Source organism: Pseudomonas huaxiensis (assembly GCF_003231275.1).
Taxonomy (GTDB): domain Bacteria; phylum Pseudomonadota; class Gammaproteobacteria; order Pseudomonadales; family Pseudomonadaceae; genus Aquipseudomonas; species Aquipseudomonas huaxiensis.
Genome location: NZ_QKVL01000001.1, coordinates 160,657 through 174,039, shown reverse-complemented (window position 1 = coordinate 174,039; position 13,383 = coordinate 160,657). Strand labels below are relative to the sequence as shown.

General features: G+C 62.6%; 13 protein-coding genes. 5 read left to right on the top strand and 8 right to left on the bottom strand.

Annotated elements, in window-relative coordinates:
• The first annotated feature begins 5 nt into the window (after positions 1-5).
• The 4 genes from DM374_RS00810 (at position 6) to DM374_RS00795 (ending at position 3,487) form a co-directional block, all read left to right on the top strand.
• Positions 6-1,148, top strand: a complete 1,143-nt coding sequence (locus DM374_RS00810; protein ID WP_110968151.1) for a merozoite surface protein 3b — start codon at positions 6-8, stop codon at positions 1,146-1,148.
• Entirely contained in the window at positions 1,145-1,549 is a 405-nt protein-coding gene (locus tag DM374_RS00805; protein ID WP_110968150.1) for a DUF6384 family protein, read from the top strand. Before DM374_RS00810 ends, DM374_RS00805 begins: the two co-directional genes overlap by 4 nt.
• A 153-nt stretch (positions 1,550-1,702) precedes the next feature.
• Positions 1,703-3,034, top strand: coding sequence for a hypothetical protein (locus tag DM374_RS00800; protein WP_110968149.1), 1,332 nt, complete (start codon positions 1,703-1,705; stop codon positions 3,032-3,034).
• Positions 3,035-3,127: 93 nt separating this feature from the next.
• Complete coding sequence (locus DM374_RS00795; RefSeq protein WP_110968148.1) at positions 3,128-3,487, top strand: DUF6384 family protein; 360 nt, start codon at positions 3,128-3,130, stop codon at positions 3,485-3,487.
• Positions 3,488-3,568: 81 nt separating this feature from the next.
• On the opposite strand, the gene DM374_RS00790 is transcribed toward DM374_RS00795, so the two are convergent.
• The 3 genes from DM374_RS00790 to zwf are packed head-to-tail and all read right to left on the bottom strand — an operon-like array spanning position 3,569 to position 6,432.
• Positions 3,569-4,246, bottom strand: a complete 678-nt coding sequence (locus tag DM374_RS00790; protein ID WP_110968147.1) for a bifunctional 4-hydroxy-2-oxoglutarate aldolase/2-dehydro-3-deoxy-phosphogluconate aldolase — start codon at positions 4,244-4,246, stop codon at positions 3,569-3,571.
• 16 nt (positions 4,247-4,262) lie between these two features.
• A complete protein-coding gene (gene pgl / locus DM374_RS00785) occupies positions 4,263-4,976 on the bottom strand; it encodes a 6-phosphogluconolactonase (RefSeq protein WP_110968146.1) in 714 nt (237 codons plus the stop codon).
• Positions 4,963-6,432: a glucose-6-phosphate dehydrogenase gene (zwf, locus tag DM374_RS00780; RefSeq protein WP_110968145.1), complete on the bottom strand. Its 1,470-nt coding sequence runs from the start codon at positions 6,430-6,432 to the stop codon at positions 4,963-4,965. The genes pgl and zwf overlap by 14 nt, the downstream gene beginning before the upstream one ends.
• 209 nt (positions 6,433-6,641) lie before the next feature.
• On the opposite strand from zwf, the gene DM374_RS00775 reads away from it, so the two are divergent.
• A complete protein-coding gene (locus DM374_RS00775) occupies positions 6,642-7,502 on the top strand; it encodes a MurR/RpiR family transcriptional regulator (protein ID WP_218241215.1) in 861 nt (286 codons plus the stop codon).
• Between the two features lie 201 nt (positions 7,503-7,703).
• Here the strand turns inward: DM374_RS00775 and DM374_RS00770 are convergent, their stop codons facing one another.
• From DM374_RS00770 to DM374_RS00750, 5 genes are all read right to left on the bottom strand, one after another.
• Positions 7,704-9,047 carry a carbohydrate porin gene (locus tag DM374_RS00770; RefSeq protein ID WP_110968144.1) on the bottom strand — a complete coding sequence of 448 codons (1,344 nt, stop codon included), beginning with the start codon at positions 9,045-9,047 and terminating at the stop codon, positions 7,704-7,706.
• A gap of 54 nt (positions 9,048-9,101) precedes the next feature.
• On the bottom strand, positions 9,102-10,256 hold the full coding sequence (locus tag DM374_RS00765) for an ABC transporter ATP-binding protein (RefSeq protein WP_110968143.1): 1,155 nt from the start codon (positions 10,254-10,256) through the stop codon (positions 9,102-9,104).
• 3 nt (positions 10,257-10,259) lie between these two features.
• A complete protein-coding gene (locus tag DM374_RS00760) occupies positions 10,260-11,090 on the bottom strand; it encodes a carbohydrate ABC transporter permease (RefSeq protein ID WP_110968142.1) in 831 nt (276 codons plus the stop codon).
• Positions 11,083-11,991, bottom strand: a complete 909-nt coding sequence (locus DM374_RS00755; protein ID WP_110968141.1) for a carbohydrate ABC transporter permease — start codon at positions 11,989-11,991, stop codon at positions 11,083-11,085. The genes DM374_RS00760 and DM374_RS00755 overlap by 8 nt, the downstream gene beginning before the upstream one ends.
• Positions 11,992-12,106: 115 nt before the next feature.
• Positions 12,107-13,369, bottom strand: coding sequence for an ABC transporter substrate-binding protein (locus tag DM374_RS00750; protein WP_110968140.1), 1,263 nt, complete (start codon positions 13,367-13,369; stop codon positions 12,107-12,109).
• Positions 13,370-13,383: the final 14 nt, after the last annotated feature.

The following is a 13,383-nucleotide window of genomic DNA, read 5'->3' as shown; positions in this document are numbered from 1 at the left end:
CCCCCATGAGCCAATACCTCGAACGTGCCGTCACCGGCCTGCGCACCATCGGTATCAACATGCCCAAGCCTGTTCAGGAAGCGCCGGTGCTGGCGTTGCTGGACAAGGTCGCGCAGTACGACAATGAGAAAGTCACCGCCATCGCCGCGGTGCTGCAGCAGTCCACCAGCTTCAACAGCATGGTCCGCGACCAGATCCAGGGCATGGACGTGTCCACCCGCTTCATGAACATTACCAACAGCTTCACCTCGATCCGCGAAGACGCCGCCGCCATGGCCTTGTGGATGGAAGACGGCCGTCTCGACACCGTCGAGCGCCTCAAGCTGACCTGGATGAACGTGCGCCGTGGCTCGATCCCCAGCCGCTTCGAAGACATCCGCAAGCATTACATGCAGGCCTGCAAACTGGCCAATGAGCAGATCGTGCGGGAAAACGCGATTCTGGAGTCCTACATGGATTTCCGCCTGGCGATGAAGACCGCCGAGGTCAACGCCCAGGAAGTACTGGCCGTGGCCACCGAGGCCCTGGCACAACGCAGCCGCGAACTGGACGAGGCGAACAGCAGCGTGACCGACGCCGGCGAGCTGGGCGGTGCGGAACGTTCTGCGCTGGAACTGAAACGCGACCTGGCCGTGCGTGAACTGCAGAACGAAGACAAGCGCTACCAGATCATCAAGGACATCGCCGACGACCTGCGGGTCGGCTATAACACGGCGGAAATGGTCTTCGCCCGCATCAGCCAGGTGCATGTGGTGAAAGAGCGCCAATACCAGCGCATGGTGTCGTTCTTCTCCACCAACGAGATCGTCCTCACCAGCCTGGCAGTGTCGTTCTCGGCCAACCAGGGCATGGCGGAAGCGACCAACACCCTCAACGCCACCACCGATGGCATCAGCAAAGGCCTGGAAGCCCTCGGCAGCAACACCCAGCAGCAACTCAACGATGCGCTGAAAGCCAGTTACGGTTCGACCATCCGCGTCGACTCCGTGCGCGCCCTGGCCCAAGCCACCCTGGCGTTCCAGAACGATATGAAAACCCTGACCGATACCTACCGCACCGAATCCACCAAGGCTGCGCAGGACATCGCCAGCGCCGTCGAAGACGCCAAACGCGCCTTCGCCGAACTGCTGACCAAGGCGGCGCAATGAGCAACGGGCGTCTTTCCGAACAGATGGGGGCCATGGCCCTCGTCGACGACCTGCGCCATCGCCGCATGGAGATCGAGGAACACCTTGATCTCGCCAAGCGCGAGGCGGAAGTCGCGGAGCGTATCCGGGCCTATTACAAGAGCCAGGGCATCGAGTGCGATGACGAGCTGGTGAACGAGGGCGTGCGGGAGTTCTTCCAGCATCGGTTGGTGTTCGAAGCAAAGCCTATGAACGTCAGGGAGAGGTTTTTCGGCCGGCTCATCATCAGCAATGCGTTCCGCCTGTGGCTGATTTTCATGCTGGCGTTCGCCATTCTGTTTGGGACGTCGTTCTGCAGCGGCTTCAGCCGCGGGTTTTCCAAGGCTTATCAGGAAGCTCAAACACAGACAACTCAGCAGTAAACACCCGCCAACAGCGCCTTGCAGGCGACTTTTTTATGGGTGCAGCCGGAAGAATATCTCAGTATTCTGCGTTCGATGCTTGTTGCGCGGACCCAGCGGGACTGAACCGGCAGCACCCCATCAAGAAAGGACACTGATGAGCACTCCTCTCGCATGACACCCGGCACCCTCCTTGCGCTGGTCGAAGACAATTCGCGCCAGCACGAACTGATTCTCAACGAACGGCGACGAGCACTTTCGAGGCTCACCATGAACGACCTGCTGCTCAAGCAGGACGTCATCTGCGCGCTGAACGGACGGCCCCAGGCCCGCTTCTACCACAGCAATTCCAGCGAGCAACAGGTTCGTCAATTACTGCGCGACCGCGAACAATTGCTGGCCCGCGAGTGGCTGCGCCTGGAGCGCGCCGAGAAAGACATCCTGCCGTTGCTCACGGACTACCGGAGCGTGGTCGCCGAACGGGAAATCAAGCTGCGCGCACTGTGGCGCGAGCATCGCTTCAGCCCTGACTACATACAGCTGTTCAAAGAGCTGGAACATTCGCGCGCCACCCACAAGCGCCTGGAAGCAGCCCTTCCGCGCCTGATAGAGGAGCGCGACAGCAAACTGCCGGCGTATGAGGCCGACCGTTTTTACAGCTACCTGCGTGAGTACACGCACAATATCGAACGGTACAAAGGCAGCTGGCTACACCAGAAGCTGGTGGCATGGCTGATGAAAAAGATCAACTTCACCCAGAACCAACGCAATGAACTGTTGCTCAGGGAAATGCCGCGCACCGTCGAGGCCGACCGCGATGCTCAAGCCCAACGGATCGCCACGCTTGAGCAACGCAAGCAGGCGGGGTGGAGAGAAGCATTGAGCCCGGTGACAGACGACCCTTCGGCGTTCAAGCGCACTCTGCTTGCCAAGCAGATCATCGCCGCCAAGGCGAAGGCGAACATTGTCCATCAAACCTTGCGCCCACTTCTCGACCTGCAGGACGAAGCCCTGCACAAGGCCGCCAGCCTGATAGTCGACCAGGCCGGGAGCTCCGACCTGGGGACATTCATCCAGGGCCTGGTGCCCCGGGCCCCGGCCGAAGCGCAACTCTTCAACAAGCACGCACAAGAACTGCAGGCGCTGAGCAGCGCACTGGAGGACCTGAAGCGCAGTACACACAAGGCCGGCGAGCAATATGCCCGTGCTCGCGAACTGCAATATGCGCTGCATGGGCTGCGGATGCGCGACTTCCAGTGTCCTGCCCGGTGCGATTGTGCCTGCCACACGATGACCCCGATCGCAGGTCCCTGCGCCTGCCTGTATAGCGACGAACGCTTCGAGGACTACCCGCCGTCGCTGGATATCCCGCAACTGATCTCCAGCTACATGAAACGCAATCTGGAACAGCATGACCTGATCGATCTGTTCAAGAATCGAAGCCAGCCTTTCGACGATGCCCACGCATCAACTCCAGCAGGGATACGCCATGAGTCACTGCCTTGAACATGCCGTCACCGGCTTGCACACCATCGGCCTCAACATGCCCAAGCCCGTCCAGAAAGCGCCGACGCGGGCGCTGCTGACCAAGGCCGGACAATGAGCGGTGGGCGTCTTGCCGAACAGATGGGGGCCATGGCGCTCGTCGATGACCTGCGCCACCGCCGCATGGAAATCGAGGAGCACCTCGACCTGGCCAAGCGCGAGGCGGAAGTCGCGGAGCGGATTCGGACGTATTACAAGAGCCAAAGCGTCGAATGCAATGACGAGTTGATCGAGCAGGGCGTGTCGGAATACTTCAAGCAACGACTGACCTTCGAGTCGCCAACACTGACTGCGTTCGAGAAGAAATTGGCCTTCGTTACCACCAGCACAACCTTGCACAAGAGCCTGGCCTGGCTAGCCGTGCTCATTTTCATAATGTGGGTGTACTACACGATGAAGATGGTTTTCTTCTAGGGCGATTGTTGCGCTCTTGCCACAAAAAAAAGGGGCGCCGACCAAGCGCCCCGAAAAGCCGTAAAACACACAACGTAATATTTATTCGTTCAGCAGCGCCATCGCCTCGGCGCTGCACTTCTCCACCGCGGCCCAGTCGCCGTTCTTGATCCAGCCGCTATCGAGCATCCAGGTCCCGCCCACGCACATCACGTTGGACAGGCTCATGTAGCTTTTCAGGTTGTCCGGCTTGACCCCGCCCGTCGGGCAGAAGCGCACGTCGGCGAAGGGGCCGGCATAAGCCTTGATCGCCGCGATGCCGCCGCTGATTTCCGCCGGGAACAGCTTGAAGCGGCGGTAGCCGAGGGCGTAGCCCATCATGATTTCCGAGGGCGTGCTGATACCCGGCAGCAGCGGGATATCGCTGTCGACACCGGCCTGGAGAATTTCCGGGGTGATGCCCGGGGTGACCACGAACTGCGCACCCGCCTCTTCGACCGCGGCGAACAGGTTGCGGTCGAGCACCGTGCCGGCGCCGATGCACAGTTCCGGGCGCTGCTCGCGCAGCAGCTTGATGGCCTTGAGGCCATGCTCGGAGCGCAAGGTCACTTCCAGCGTGCGGATGCCACCGGCGGCCAAGGCGTCGGCAAGGGGCAGGATGTCTGCCTCACGGGCGATGGTGATCACCGGCAGGATGCGCGCCTGGCCGCAGATCGCGTCGATCCGGGCGATTTTTTCGGCCATGGTGAGCAATGGCTTTGGGCGTTCGAGCGTGGTCATGGCTGAGATCCTTGGCTCATGGGCACCAGTAGATGTCCAGGGGGTCGTGAAGAAAGGCGCGAATCGGCATCTGCGTCAGGTCGTCGTCGGCCAGCGCGGCGCGCAGCGTAGCGAGTTTGCCCTCGCCTTGCACGGACAAGGCGGTGAAAGCGGCTGTGGCCAATAGTCGCCGGGTCAGGCTCAGGCGCTGATGCGGCACGCTCGGCGCCAGCATCGGCAGCACACGACGCTCACCGTCCGCACGCAAACCCTCGGCCAGGTTTGGGCTGCCCGGGAACAGCGAGGCCGTGTGGCCGTCGTCGCCCATGCCCAGCACCAGCACGTCGATCGGCGGCAGCTCGGCCAGGGCCTGATCAGCTTCCAATGCAGCGGCGTCGAGGTTGGCGGCGGCGCGGTAAAGCCCCAGGAAGCGCGCCTTGGCCACCTCACCTTGAAGCAGGTGACGGCGCAGCAGTCCGGCGTTGCTGTCGGCATGTTCCACCGGCACCCAGCGCTCGTCGGCGAGGCTGATCAGCACTTTCGACCAGTCCAGTTTTTCCTGCCCCAGCGCCTCGAAAAACGCCACCGGGCTGCGTCCACCGGATACCACCAGGGTCGCCCTGCCCTGCCCGGCGATGGCTGCGCGCAAGCGCTCGGCGACATCCGCCGCCAACCGTTGCGCAAGCTGCGCCGGACTCTTGAACGCTCGCGCGGTGACCGACGCCGGCCACTGCAATTCAGATATCGCCATACCACGACCTCCCATCACGTGTTATCAGCGCGACCGCCGCCATCGGCCCCCAGGTGCCCGCCGCATACGGCTTGGGCGCATCGCCGGACTGTTTCCAGCCGGCGATCAACTGGTCGCACCACTTCCACGCATATTCGATTTCATCCTTGCGAACAAACAGGTTCTGATTGCCGCGCATCACCTCCAGCAACAGGCGCTCGTAGGCATCGGGGATGCGTGCCGTGCGCCAGGTGTCAGAGAAATTCAGTTGCAGCGGGCCGCTGCGCAATTGCATGCCCTTGTCCAGACCCTGCTCCTTGGTCATCACCCGCAGCGAGATACCTTCGTCCGGCTGCAAGCGGATGATCAGCTTGTTGCCGATCTGCAAACGCTGTTCCGCGGCGAAGATGTAGTGCTGCGGCTCCTTGAAGTGGATGACGATCTGCGACAGCTTCTGCGGCATGCGCTTGCCGGTGCGCAGGTAGAACGGCACCCCGGCCCAGCGCCAGTTGCGGATATCGGCGCGCAGGGCAACAAACGTCTCGGTGTCGCTGTGGGTGTTGGCGTTGTCTTCTTCCAGATAGCCAGGCACCGCTTTGTCGCCGCTGTGGCCGGCAATGTATTGGCCGCGCACCACACAGGTGCCGAGGCCCTGACCGCCGATCGGTGCCAGTGCCTTGAGCACCTTGACCTTCTCGTCGCGGATGCTGTCGGCCGACAGGTCGCTGGGCGGGTCCATGGCGATCAGGCAGAGCAGTTGCAGCAGGTGGTTCTGGATCATGTCGCGCAACTGGCCGGCCTTGTCGAAGTAGCCCCAGCGGCCTTCGATGCCGACCTTCTCGGCGACGGTGATCTCCACATGGGAGATGGAATTCTGGTTCCACTGGGTTTCGAACAGGCTGTTGGCGAAGCGCAAGGCGATCAGGTTCTGCACCGTTTCCTTGCCCAGGTAGTGGTCGATCCGGTAGACGCGGTTTTCCGGGAAGAACTGCGCCACCGCATCGTTGACCCGCCGCGACGACTCCAGATCGTGGCCGATGGGCTTTTCCAGCACCACCCGGGTGCGCTCACTGAGACCGACCTTGGCGAGGTTTTCGCAAATGCCGCCGTAGACCGCTGCGGGCGTGGCGAAGTAAGCAATCAACGGCGCGGCGGGATCAACCTGCTCGACCAGCGCCGGGTAGTCCTGGGCATGCAGAAAGTCCATGTGCAGGTAGCGCAGCCGCCCCAGAAAACGCTGCAAGGCGGCGCTGTCGAGGTCGGCAGGTGCGAGGAATTCATGCAGGTGCGCTTCGATGGCCGCCAGGTGCTGCTGCGCAGTGCCGGCTTCGCGGGCCAGGGCGAGCACGCGGGTCTGGGGATGCAGCAGCTCGGCCCGGTCCAGTTGATAGAGCGCCGGGAACAGCTTGCGCAACGCCAGGTCGCCAAGGGCGCCGAACAGGGCAAAGGTGCAGGGCTCAACGCTGATCGAAGACATAATGTCGGTTCTTTTACCAAGTGGACGTAGAAATACCGTTTTCAGACGTAGGAATCAAGAATCAATGTAGTAAAAACAACAACATTTGACCTGGCAGACAGATTGAAGTGGTGCAGTAAGAGTGCCATCAGTACGATAAGCCATCGTTACAACAGCCTGGCTCCGACCAATGGCTGTCTCCCTGACCCAAGGAAACCCTCATGGACCGCGTGCGAAACCTCCTGGAGCAGATCCAGGGCCGTCTCGACGACTTGAACAAGGCCGAGCGTAAAGTCGCCGAAGTCATCCTGCAAAGCCCCCAGCAAGCCACCCGTTTCAGCATCGCGGCGCTGGCCCAGGCGTCCAAGGTCAGCGAGCCGACGGTCAATCGTTTCTGCCGCTCGTTCGGTGTCAGTGGCTACCCGGAACTCAAGCTGCAACTGGCACAGAGCCTGGCCAGCGGCGCCGCCTACGTCAGCCGTGCGGTGGAGCCGAACGACGACCCGGCGTCCTACACCCAGAAGATCTTCGGCAGCGCGATTGCCTCGTTGGACACGGCCTGCCAGCAACTTGATCCAAACATCATCAGCCGCGCCGTCGACATGCTGATCCAGGCCCGCCAGATTCACTTCTTCGGCCTTGGCGCCTCGGCGCCGGTGGCGCTGGATGCGCAGCACAAATTTTTCCGTTTCAACCTCGCCGTCTCGGCCCACGCCGACGTGCTGATGCAGCGCATGCTGGCGTCGGTGGCGCATACCGGCGACGTGTTCGTGATCATTTCCTACACCGGACGCACCCGCGAACTGGTGGAAGTCGCCCGTCTGGCCCGCGACAACGGCGCCTCGGTGCTGGCCCTGACCGCCGCCAATTCGCCGCTGGCCGCGGCCAGCAGCCTGAGCCTGAACATCCCGCTGCCGGAAGACACCGACATCTATATGCCGATGACCTCGCGGATCATTCAGCTCACGGTGCTGGATGTGCTGGCGACCGGCATGACCTTGCGCCGCGGCGTGGATTTCCAGCCACACCTGCGCAAGATCAAGGAAAGCCTGAACGCGAGCCGGTATCCGCTGGATGATGAGCTGGGTTGATCTGGGGGGGCTCATCGCTGCATGGGTATCTACAAATTTCGGGACTGCCTGGAGCCCATGAGATGTGTAGATACCTATGCTCATCGCTGCGGTTCGGCGCCCCGACAAGCCACACAGGGTACGTGGTGTTCGCCGACCCTGTGGGAGCCGGCTTGCCGGCGATGAGGCCCTCAAGGTTTGTAGAATTACTACAACCCGACCTCAGAACGACGACTGCACCTTCACCCCCGCCACCAGCGCATTGTCCGCCTCGTCCACCGCCCCCGGGCTCTTGATGTACTGCAGGTTCGGCCGCACGGTCAGCCAGTTGGTGACGTGAAAGCCGTAATACAGCTCGGCGTTGTACTCGGTGCGTTGCAGCGGCACGAACCCCGCATCGTCGTAGTCTTGAATACCGCTCGCCGCATTCAGCAACTCCGCCCTCTTCTTCACGTCGTCGTTGACGTGGATCCGCGCCACGCCAAAGCCGATATCGTCCTTGGGCCGCGCATCGAAAGCACCTTTGTAGACCAGGCCCACTTGCTGGTAGTTGTCCACCACATTGGTGGCCTTATCGTGCACGGTGAGGTTGGCGAACAGGCTCAGGCCGCGACTGGCGTCGCCGTTGTGCGTGGTGACCTGCTGCTGCGCCACGACCCACGCACCATGCTTGCTGGAATGCTGCCGGCTGGCAGCGCGGGTCAGCACCTGGGGCTGGCCATTGATGTCCTCGAAGACATCATCGGCCTTGGCGGTGCTGTAGTAGTAACCCAGCCGGTATTCCCCCGGCAGCCCGCTCACCTGCGGCGACCAGACCAGCTCTACCGGCAGGATCATGCCCTTGGTGCCGCTGCCGCTGAGCTTGAAACCGTTGCCGGTATCAAGGTTGGAGGGGTTCTGTTCGAACACCCCGACCTGGGCGAAGAACTCCGGGGTGATGTTGTACTTAATCCGCAGCGCCCACTGGCTGACTGGCCAGTTGTACCAGATGCCACCGACCCAGTTACCCACCTGCGAACCGCAGAACGCCAGGTTCTGGAAGTCGCAGGGAAAGCTGTTGAAATCCTCGCCTTCGCCGAAGCGGCCGACTTTCACATCCAGCGCGCCGTCGAAGTACTTCTGTTTGACCCACATCTGCGTCAGCCGCCAGGTCTGGCCGCGGCCCCAGACTTCCTGCACCGAGCTGTACTGTCCGGCGCGCGGGTCGCTGATGCGGTCGTTGGACAGGTTGCGGCCACTGCGCTCGGTGATCGCCAGCTTGAATTCGGCATCGTGCCAGCCAAGGACCTTCTGCAAATCCAGTTTCACCCCGAGGGCGAACTGGTCGCTGTAACGGGCGGTGCGGTCGTGGTTGTAGCCGCCATGCAGATTGCCCGCGACCTCGCCGACGTAGTCGAGGCTGAAGTCATAGCCCTTTTCCAGCAACGCGGTGCGGCTGCCGTCCCAGTCACCGCTCATCCATTTCGATGACGGGTCGAAGGCCGCGGCGGCCTGCGCCCCGCTACTCGCGAGGGCCACCAGCAACGCCAGCGGACTCAAAGACAGACTGCGCTTGAAGTACTCCATCCGTTATTTCCTCGTTTCTTGTTATCGATGGTGATCACGCGTTGTTGCCAATCTTCAACGACCCTTGAACTGCGCCACGTTGCCAGTAGCATTGCGCGAACTGCCGATCGCCCCGAGGCGCTCGCCGCTGACCGCGTCGAACAGCAGCACCCGGGCCGGATCGAATTGCAGGTTCAGGCTGTCGCCCACCTGCGCCGGCATGTCCGGTGACAGCCGGCAGCAGACCTTGGTCTGGTTGAGGGTGACGAACACCAGCAGGTCGGGCCCGGTGGGCTCGGTGATCCGCACCTCGGCGCGAATGGTCGGCAGGCCGTTGGCCGTGGTCGGCGCGAGACTGATCTGTTCCGGGCGGATACCGAGGATCACATCGCGCTCTTCCAGCCCCGCCTCGCTGATGCCCAGTGGCAGCTCGCAACGGGCCTGGCCGCTGTCGAGCAGCGCCAGCAGGCGACCTTCCCGACGTTGCAGGCGCAACGGAATGAAGTTCATCGGCGGCGAGCCGATGAAGCTGGCGACGAACAGGTTGGCCGGATCGTTGTAGATTTGTTGCGGCGTGCCGAACTGCTGGATCACCCCGTCCTTCATCACCGCCACTTTGTCGCCCAGGGTCATGGCCTCGATCTGGTCGTGGGTGACGTAGACCGTGGTGGTTTTCAGGCGCTGGTGCATCAGCTTGATTTCGGTGCGCATCTCCACCCGCAGCTTGGCGTCGAGGTTGGACAGCGGCTCATCGAACAGGTAGATCCGCGGCCGCCGCGCCAGCGCCCGGCCCATCGCCACGCGCTGCTGCTGGCCGCCGGACAACTGGCCGGGCTTGCGCGCCAGCAGGTGCTCGATCTGCAACAGCCGCGACACCCGCGCCACCTCTTCATCGATGGCCGCCGCCGGCATCTTGCGGATCTTCAAGCCGAAGGCGATGTTGTCGCGCACGCTCATGGTCGGGTACAGCGCGTAGGACTGAAACACCATGGCGATATCGCGGTCCTTGGGGCTCATGCCGCTGATGTCGGCGTCGTCCACCAGGATCGCCCCGCCGCTGATCTGTTCCAGCCCGGCGATGCAGTTCATCAGGGTCGATTTGCCGCAGCCGGACGGGCCGACGAGGATCAGGAACTCACCGGAGTCGATCTTCAGTTCGATGTCTTTCAAGGTATCCGGCAGACCGCTGCCGTAGGTCTTGTTGACGTTGCGCAGTTCAAGCGTTGCCATGTTTCACCCCTTGACCGCGCCAGCGGTGAGCCCGCGCAGAAAGTATTTGCCCGCCAGTACATAGACCAGCAGGGTCGGTAGTCCGGCGATCATCGCCGCGGCCATGTCGACGTTGTATTCCTTGACCCCGGTGCTGGTGTTCACCAGGTTGTTCAGGGCCACGGTGATGGGCTGGGCGTCGCCGCTGGCGAACACCACGCCGAAGAGAAAGTCGTTCCAGATCTGGGTGAACTGCCAGATCAGGCAGACCATGATGATCGGCACCGACATCGGCAGCAGGATCCGCCCGAAAATCGTGAAGAAGCCCGCGCCGTCGAGCCGTGCGGCGCTTACCAGGGCGCCCGGAATGCTGCAGTAGTAGTTGCGGAAAAACAGCGTGGTGAACGCCAGGCCGTAGACGATGTGCACCAGCACCAGGCCGGTGGTGGTGCTGGCCAGGCCCAGCTTGCCGAGAGTGAACGAGGCCGGCAGCAGCACGGTCTGGAACGGCAGGAAGCAGCCGAACAGCAGCAGGCCGAAGAACAGTTGCGAACCGCGAAAGCGCCACATCGACAGTACATAGCCGTTGAGCGCACCGACCAGGGTCGAGATCAGCACCGCCGGCACGGTGATCTTCACCGAGTTCCAGAAGTAGCCGCCCACCGTGTCCCAGGCCTTGATCCAGCCGATGCCGGTGATCACCTCGGGCCAACTGAGCAGGTTGCCGGTACGGATATCGTCCGGAGTCTTGAAGCTGGTCAGCAGCATCACCAGCAGCGGGATCAGGTACACCGCGCAGGCCAGGAGCAGGGTTGCGTAGATGGCCAGGCGACTCAGGCGCAGCGAGCTAGTCATGGCGTTTGCCCCGCAGTTCCGAATACAGGTACGGCACCAGGATCGAGAGAATCGCGCCCAGCATCAGGATTGCGCTGGCCGAACCCATACCCATCTGCCCGCGACTGAAGGTGAAGGCGTACATGAACATCGCCGGCAGGTCCGAGGCATAGCCAGGTCCTCCGGCCGTCATCGCGGCGACCAGGTCGAAGCTCTTGATAGCGATGTGCGAGAGGATCATCAGCGCACTGAAGAACACAGGGCGCAGGCTCGGCAGGACGATGCGCAGGTAGATGCGTGGCAGGCTCGCGCCGTCGACCTGGGCGGCGCGGATGATCGACGGATCGACGCCGCGCAGGCCGGCGAGAAACAGCGCCATGACAAAACCCGAGGCCTGCCAGACGGCCGCGATCACCAGGCAGTAGACGACCCGGTCGGGGTCCACCAGCCAGTCCAGGCGAAAACCTTCCCAGCCCCAGTCGCGCAGGAGTTTGTCCAGGCCAAGACCGGGGTTAAGCAGCCATTTCCAGGCGGTGCCGGTGACGATCATCGACAGGGCCATGGGGTACAGATAAACCGTGCGGATAAAGCCTTCGCGGCGGATACGCTGGTCCAGCAGCACCGCCAGCAGCACCCCGACCACCAGGCTGATGCTGATGAACAGGCCGCCGAACAGCAGCAGGTTTTTACTCGCCACCCACCAGCGGTCGTTGTCCATCAGCCGGGCGTACTGGGCCAGGCCGACCCACTTGTAGCTGGGCATGAAGCTGGAGTTGGTGAAGGACAGGACGAAGGTCCAGAGGATGTAGCCGTAGAAGCCCACCAGGACGATCAGCATGCTGGGGGCCAGGACCAGTTTCGGCAGCCAGCGCTGGAGGGCGTCCAGGGGGGAGGCTCGCCGTAGGGCGATTACAGTGTTCATGATTAAGTCCCGATCGACTGGGTCGCGTTGCGACCCATCGCGAGCAAGCTCGCTCCTACAGGGTTCTGAGCAATGCTGCACTCCTGTAGGAGCGAGCTTGCTCGCGATGGCCCCCCTAACGGGCCGCTTTGATCGCCGCGCTCAGTTGCTTCACCGCCGTCGCCGGCTCGGCCCCAGGATCATTGAGGAAGTTGGTGACGACATCGAAGATCGCCCCCTGCACCGCCAGGCTGGTCGCCATGTTATGGGCCATGCTCGGTTGCAGCCCGTCGCCCTGCGCCGCTTGCTTGAAGTCTGCCGCAGACTTCTGGGTGCAGGCGTCGAACTGGCTGATGTCCATGTCCTGGCGCACCGGCAGCGAGCCTTTGTTCTGGTTGAACACGGTCTGGAATTCAGGCTCCAGGGCGACCTTGGCCAGGTCGTTCTGGGCCTTGATGTCGTTGGCGTTCTTGAGCTTGAACATCGCCAGCGAATCGATGTTGTAGGCGAAGCTGCCCTGCGTGCCGGGGAACGGCACGCACTGGTAATCCTTGCCCGCAACCTTGCCGGCGGCAGTCCATTCGCTCTTGGCCCAGTCGCCCATGATCTGCATGCCGGCCTTGCCGCTGATCACTTCGGCGGCGGCGATATTCCAGTCGCGCCCGGCGCGGTTCGGGTCCATGTAGGTGCCGAGCCGCTTGAGGGTGGCGAAGACCTCGACCATCTGCGCGCCGGTCAGGGTCTTCTCATCCAGATCAACGAAGGCCGCGTGGTAGGTCTTCGGACCGAGGATGCTCAGCGCCACATCCTCGAACACGGTGCTGTCCTGCCAAGGCTGGCCACCGTGGGCCAGGGGGATGAAACCGGCAGCCTTGAGTTTGTCGGCGGCGGCGAACAGTTCGTCGAGGGTGGTCGGCACCTTGGCCCCAGCCTTGTCGAAGACCTGCGGATTGATCCACAGCCAGTTGACCCGGTGGATGTTCACCGGCACCGCGACGTAGTGACCGTCGTACTTCATGATCTCGGCGACTTTCGGTGGCAGCAGGCTGTCCCATTTGTTGGCCACAGCCACGTCGTCCAGTTCGGTGAGCAGACCCAGCGCGCCCCACTCCTGGATGTCCGGGCCCTTGATCTGCGCGGCGGCCGGTGGGTTGCCGGAGATGGCGCGGGTCTTGAGCACGGTCATGGCCGCAGCACCGCCGCCGCCAGCAACAGCGTTGTCCTTCCAGATGAAACCGTCTTTCTTCACCTGTTCCTTCAGGGTTTCCACCGCCTTGGCTTCGCCGCCCGACGTCCACCAATGCAGCACTTCCACCGTGCCGGGATCATCGGCCAGGGCGCTGAGCGGGAACAGGGAGGCGAGGGACACGACAGCGGCGAGGCGGGTAAGCGCATTCATCGGCAAAGACCTTT